The organism is uncultured Ellagibacter sp. (genome assembly GCF_934617235.1).
Lineage (GTDB): Bacteria > Actinomycetota > Coriobacteriia > Coriobacteriales > Eggerthellaceae > Ellagibacter.
Map to the genome: position 1 here is coordinate 23,440 of NZ_CAKTTZ010000032.1, position 6,121 is coordinate 29,560.

A 6,121-nucleotide genomic window follows, 5' to 3' on the forward strand; every position below is an offset into this window, starting at 1 on the left:
ACAGCTTCAAAAAAGCGACCCGTGAGAACGCGAAGGCGGGCGTGTCGTACAATGGAGCCTAGAAAACCCTGCGCCGCCAGGCGCATCAACGAGAAAGGCTCCCTTATGAACTTCATCGCCCGCTGGCTCGCAACCGCCGTCGCCGTGGCAGCCGCCGCCTGGATCGTCCCCGGCATCGACGTCATCGGCGGCGACAACGCGTGGATTATCATCGCCGTGTTCGCGCTCGTGCTCTCGCTGGTGAACATCGGATTGAAGCCCATCTTGCAGACACTGAGCCTGCCGCTCACGTTCCTCACGTTCGGCATCTTCTACCTCGTCGTGAACACGCTGCTCCTCTACATCGCGTCATGGCTCACCGACGGCCTGTTCGGCATGGGCCCGCACATCGCGACCTTCGGGAGCGCGTTTGTCGCGTCCATCGTCATCAGCATCGTGTCGTCTTTGGTGAACTCCCTCATCGGCGACAAGTAGCGCGCTGTCACACCTGCTAAGCCGCCAATTCCGCTACGCAACCGGTCGCTACACCGCCCGTCCCGCTACACCGCCGAGCGATAAATCTCCTCGGCGTCTTCCATCGTGAGCTTCTTGAAGCTGCCGAACACCTCGCCTTTGTTCTTCTTCAGCGTGGGGATCATCTTCTCGATGGCCTCGTCGATCCGGTCCTCGCCGATGCCGAGCTCGGTCAGGGTCGTCGGCATGCCGAGCGACGCGAAGAATTGGCGCGTCTCGTCGGCGGCCGAGAGCGCGTCGGCGCAGACGTCGCCCGTGGGGGCGAGCCCGAACACCTCGCGCCCGTAGTAGGCCAGGCGCGCGGGGTTCTCGGCGTGCACGTGCTCCATCCACGCGGGGAACAGGCACGCGAGCCCGGCGCCGTGGGTGATGGAGGTGTCGAAGGCCGAGAGCTCGTGCTCGAGGCCGTGGGTCGCCCAGTCCTCGCGGCGCCCGACGCCCGCGAGCCCCTGGTGGCAGAGCATCCCCGCCCACATGATGTTCGCGCGGGCCTCGTAGTCCTCGGGGTCCGCGAGCACGCGCGGTGCCTCGGCGCGCACGGTCCTCATGAGCGAGAGCGCCAGGTTGTCGGTCACGGGGACCGCGCCCACGTCGTCGAAGAAGCGCTCGAGCAGGTGGCAGAACATGTCGGTGACGCCCGCGGCCGTCTGGTACGGGGGCAGGGTGAATGTGAGCTCGGGGTTCATGAACGCGAGCTTCGGGCGCTGATGCTCGTTGCCGTAGCCCGTCTTCATGCCGAGCGCGTCGTTGCTGACCACGGTGTTCTTCGACGCCTCGCTGCCCGCCGCGGGGATGGTGAGCACCACGGCGATGGGGAGCACGTTCTCGTTGGGGCGCTTCGTGGCGAAGAGCTCCCACACGTCCCCGTCGATGCAGGCGCCGTTCGCGATCGCCTTCGCCGAGTCGACGACCGACCCGCCGCCGACGGCGAGCACCCAGTCGACGCCCTCCTCCTTGCACAGGGCCACGCCCTCCCGCACGAGCCCGATCTCGGGGTTCGGGCGCACGCCGCCGAGCTTCACGCACGCGATGCCCGCCGCGTCGAGCGACGCGCTCACGCGGTCGATGAGTCCGCTTTCCACCGCGCTGCGCCCGCCGTAGTGCAGGAGCACCTTCTTCGCGCCGCGCTCGGCGAGCTTACCGCCCACCTTCTCCTCGGCGCCCCGGCCGAAGACGAACTGCGTCGGGGACATGAACTCGAAATCAAGCATGGAAACCACCTTTCCCTGTGGCACGTCGTGGAAAATATCCCTATGACGTGCGACGTTGCCTTCTCGTTTTAGAATTGTCAAATAAGTTTGACCTCCGCGAAAGACCACTCGCGATGTGCCCATAGTATACTGAACCCATCGACCGATTCCCTGAAGGAGAGAGCAATGAATCCCGATTCCAAAACCGTACGCGGCTTGAGCATTGCCATTGTAGTACTTGCCGCGCTGGGCATTCTCAGCATCATCGTAGGGTTTGCGTTCCTCGCGTTTTTCGGCGTTGCGGCAAACGACCCCTCGCTCATCGCCGAGATCCAAAACGAGCTGAACAGCGCGCCTTACAGCTCCGGCAACTATTTCGACGACGACTACATCTATTTGGGCGGCATGTCCAGCAGCGAGATCGTCATGCTACTGAACACCGCCATCGGGGCGTCCGCCTTCTTGCTGGTTCTGGGCCTGATCTGCGTTGTCGTGCAGCTTATCGCGGGCATCAAGGGCATCAAGCACTGCGCCAACCCGAGCAAGTTCTCGAAGCTGTTCGGCTGGACGATCGCCGGCATCGTTGTCTCGGTGCTCGCCTGCGGCATCATATCGCTTGTGTTGTTCATCATCGTGGCGGTGTACGTGAACAAGATGAAGAAGCTGCCGCCCGAAGCCTTCACGCAGCAGCAAGCAGGCTTCGCGGGCGCGCAACCCTATGCCAACCAGGGCGCCTTCCAGGCACAACCCGGTTACTATCAGCAGCCCTACAATGCGCAGGCTCCTTACGGCCAGCCCGGGCAATACCCGCCCGCGCAGAGTATGCCGCAGCAGCCCTATGGCCAACCGTACGGACAGCCCTACGAGCAGCAGGTCGGGCAGCAAGCGGACGCCACTGGTCAGCCCGCCACCGGTCAGCCCGCGAATAGCCAGCCCGCAGACGACCAGCAGCTCCCCCAGGATCCCACGCGGAACAACCAGTAAATATGCAGCTCGCAAGCTGCTAAGACGGCCAAGCCAGACGAGAAGAGCCCGCATGTGCGGGCTCTTCGCATTATTGGGGATGGTGATTCTCGGGCATCCGCGGCAACCCGCAAGCGCAGGGCTCCGGGGCTCCGCGGCAACCCGCAAGCGCGCCTCGATGGCGGCAGCCGCGCAGCCGCGCGCCCCGCGCCTCGACGACAACCGTAGGCGCCCAAACCTCGCGCGCTTACGCGTTTGCGAGCGGCGAGGGCACGACGTAGACGCGCGCCGCATTCTCCTGGTCAAGGTCGTAGAGCGCCTTCGCATCGCCACCGAAGAGCTTCATGCGCGTGACCATGGTATCGGCGTTGTCTTCCTCTTCCTGCTGCTCCGAGATGAACCAGTCAAGGAACTTCATCGTACGCCAATCCTTCGCCTCCATAGCGGCATCGTAGATGTCGTTGATGGTCGACGTGATGTACTTCTCGTGCTCAAGCGCCGCCTCGAGCGGCCCAAGATGGCTCGCGAATTCCTTGTCGGGCTGGGCAATCGCGCCAAGCTTCACCTTACAGCCGTTCTCGTGCAGGTAGTTGCGGAAGATAAGCGCGTGATCCCGCTCTTCCTGAGCCTGGATCTCGTACCAGTTCGCAAAGCCGGAAAGCCCCTCTTCCTCGTAGTAGTCGGCGAACGAAAGGTAGAGATACGCCGAGTAAAACTCCTTGTTGATCTGGTCATTCAGAAGCTCGTATACCTTCTTGTCCATAACCGCCTTCTCTCTTTTCCGATGCCAATCGGCACCGATCAGGAAACAACTTCTTAATGATATTTCGTCTCATTAGTTTTTACAAGCCCTTTCGTTTCTACAAGTCCTTTCGTGTCGATTCGTCAACAGGATGCCCGCGCGCGAGTAGGGTACGTACAATAGAGCAGTTCAACCAGTATTGAAAGGCAACGTAGATGCTTCAGCTTCGCTCGATTCGCAAGGCCTATACCACCGGCAGCTTCACCCAAACCGCGCTTAACGACGTGTCCATTTCCTTCCGCGACAGCGAGTTCGTGGCGATTCTCGGACCGTCGGGGTCGGGGAAAACGACGCTGCTCAACATCATCGGCGGGCTTGACCACTACGATTCGGGCGACCTTATCATCGACGGCATCTCGACCAAGGAATACAAGGACCGCGACTGGGACACCTTCCGCAACAATCGCGTCGGGTTCGTCTTCCAGGCCTACAATCTCATCCCCCACCAAACGATTCTCGCGAACGTGGAACTCGCCCTTACGTTGTCGGGCGTCTCCCGCGCAGAGCGTCGCACCCGCGCGCTCGATGCGCTGCGAAAGGTGGGGCTCGGCGACCACGTGGACAAGAAGCCAAGCCAGCTTTCGGGCGGGCAGATGCAGCGCGTCGCAATCGCCCGAGCGCTCATCAACGACCCCGAGATCCTCTTAGCCGACGAGCCCACCGGCGCGCTCGATTCCAAGACGAGCGTGCAAATCATGGACCTCTTGACCGAAATCGCAAACGACCGGCTCGTTATCATGGTCACGCACAATCCTGACCTGGCCGAGCAATACGCGACGCGCATCGTGAACCTGGCGGACGGCGTCATTCGCAGCGATTCCGACCCCTTTGAGCCCGCACCCGAGGACATGCGCGCGAGCAAGAAGCAGGTTCGCCGCACGTCGATGAGCTTCCTCACGGCCCTCTCGCTTTCCTGGAACAACCTGCTCACGAAGAAGGGCCGCACCCTCATGACGGCCTTCGCGGGGTCGATCGGCATCATCGGCATCGCCGCGATCCTCTCGCTTGCGAACGGCGTGAACAGCTACATCGCCAACGTCGAGGAGGAAACGCTCTCCGAATACCCGCTTTCCATCGAGAACCAGGGCTTCGACATGGCAAGCCTCATGACCATGGGCATGAGCGGCCAGGGCGGTTCCTCAGGTTCCTCAGGTTCCTCAGACGACGGAAGCTCGGGCGACGACGGACAAGCCGACAGCTCGAATGACGGCACGACCGACGACACCGTCGGCGAGTCGAAGATGGTGACCGGCATGTTCGGCAGCATCGGCAGCAACGACCTCGCGAGCCTGAAAGACTACCTGGACAACGGTGACTCGGGCATCGAGCAGTACGTGAACTCCATCGAGTACGGCTACAGCATCACCCCGCAGCTGTTCAGCGCCGATGCCGAAGACGGCGTGCGGCAAGTCAATCCCGACAAGTCGTTTTCCTCCATCGGGTTTGGATCGGCCACTTCCACCAACGGTATCATGTCCTCGATGATGTCCACCAACGTCTTCTACGAGATGCCGAGCGACCCCGACCTTTACCAGGACCAATACGACGTCGTGGCGGGCACATGGCCGCAAAGCTACAACGACATCGTGCTCGTGCTCACCGCTAATGGCAAGGTGAGCGACTTCATGCTCTACACCATGGGGCTGCGCGACCACAGCGAGCTCGATGACATGGTGCGCGCGTTTGCCAACGAGGAAGAGGTCAACGCACCCGACGACTACATGACGCTTACGTACGACCAGCTCATGGGCGTGACGTTCAAGCTGGTCGAGGCCACCGACTACTACCAGTACGATTCCGACTACCACGTGTGGAAGAACAAGAGCGACGACGCCGACTACATGCGCGACCTCGTGAATTCGGCGGAAGACGTGCACATCAGCGGCATCGTGAAGCCCAAGGCGGGCGCGAAGATCACCTCCCTGCAAACCGGCTTCTACTACACAAGCGACATGGTGCACCACATCATCGACGACGCGGCCGATTCGCAAATCGTTCAAGACCAGCTGGCGGACAGCGCGACGAACGTCTTCACCGGCAAATCGTTTGTGGAAGAAGCGGACGCCGAGGACTCAAGCTTCGACATGAGCTCCCTGTTCACCATCGATGGGAACAAGCTGCAAACGGCATTCCAGATTGACCCCGACGCGCTTGCGGTCGACATGAGCTCGCTCGATTCGTCGGGCAGCACAACCGAGCTCCCCGCCACGCCTGAGATGGATCCTTCGATGTTCCAGGTCAGCAGCCAGCCTGATATCAACAAAGAAGCAATGGCGGCGCTCATGGCAACCGTCGAGAAAGACTACTTCGCCTACTACAGCGAGCAGGTCCAGCAGGGCAAGCCAGCGCCCAGCTTCAATGAATACTTCGTGACCGAACGAGCCCAGAAGCTCATAAGCGACGCGCTGCCCGGCATCATCGACACGAGCGAGATGCAAGCCGAGCTCGCCCAAAAAATTCAAACATACCTGCAAGCCACCATGGATAGCTACATGAACCAGGTGGTAAGCGCCATGCAAACGCAGATGCAAGCGGCGATGACCCAGGTCGTAGGGCAACTCTCCGCCAACATGGCCACCGCAATGCACGTGGACGAGAGCGCCTTCGCCGACGCGTTCCAGATGAACATGGATGAGAAAGAGCTCACCGAGCT

General features: G+C 61.4%; 5 protein-coding genes. 3 read left to right on the forward strand and 2 right to left on the reverse strand.

The features are described 5' to 3' along the window. Positions 1-105 precede the first annotated feature (105 nt). Complete coding sequence (locus Q0G85_RS07285; RefSeq protein WP_297156189.1) at positions 106-474, forward strand: phage holin family protein; 369 nt, start codon at positions 106-108, stop codon at positions 472-474. A 65-nt stretch (positions 475-539) separates the two neighbouring features. Here Q0G85_RS07285 and Q0G85_RS07290 read toward each other — a convergent pair whose 3' ends face one another. After that, on the reverse strand, positions 540-1,724 hold the full coding sequence (locus tag Q0G85_RS07290; protein WP_297156191.1) for an iron-containing alcohol dehydrogenase: 1,185 nt from the start codon (positions 1,722-1,724) through the stop codon (positions 540-542). Positions 1,725-1,889: 165 nt separating this feature from the next. Between Q0G85_RS07290 and Q0G85_RS07295 the strand changes: the two genes are divergently transcribed. After that, entirely contained in the window at positions 1,890-2,687 is a 798-nt protein-coding gene (locus tag Q0G85_RS07295; RefSeq protein WP_297156192.1) for a hypothetical protein, read from the forward strand. Positions 2,688-2,913: 226 nt separating this feature from the next. On the opposite strand, the gene Q0G85_RS07300 is transcribed toward Q0G85_RS07295, so the two are convergent. Beyond that, entirely contained in the window at positions 2,914-3,429 is a 516-nt protein-coding gene (locus Q0G85_RS07300) for a ferritin (protein WP_297156194.1), read from the reverse strand. A 194-nt stretch (positions 3,430-3,623) separates the two neighbouring features. Here Q0G85_RS07300 and Q0G85_RS07305 point away from each other — a divergent pair. Continuing rightward, positions 3,624-6,121, forward strand: a 2,498-nt coding sequence (locus Q0G85_RS07305) for an ABC transporter ATP-binding protein (protein WP_297156196.1), incomplete at its 3' end; no start/stop codon positions are given.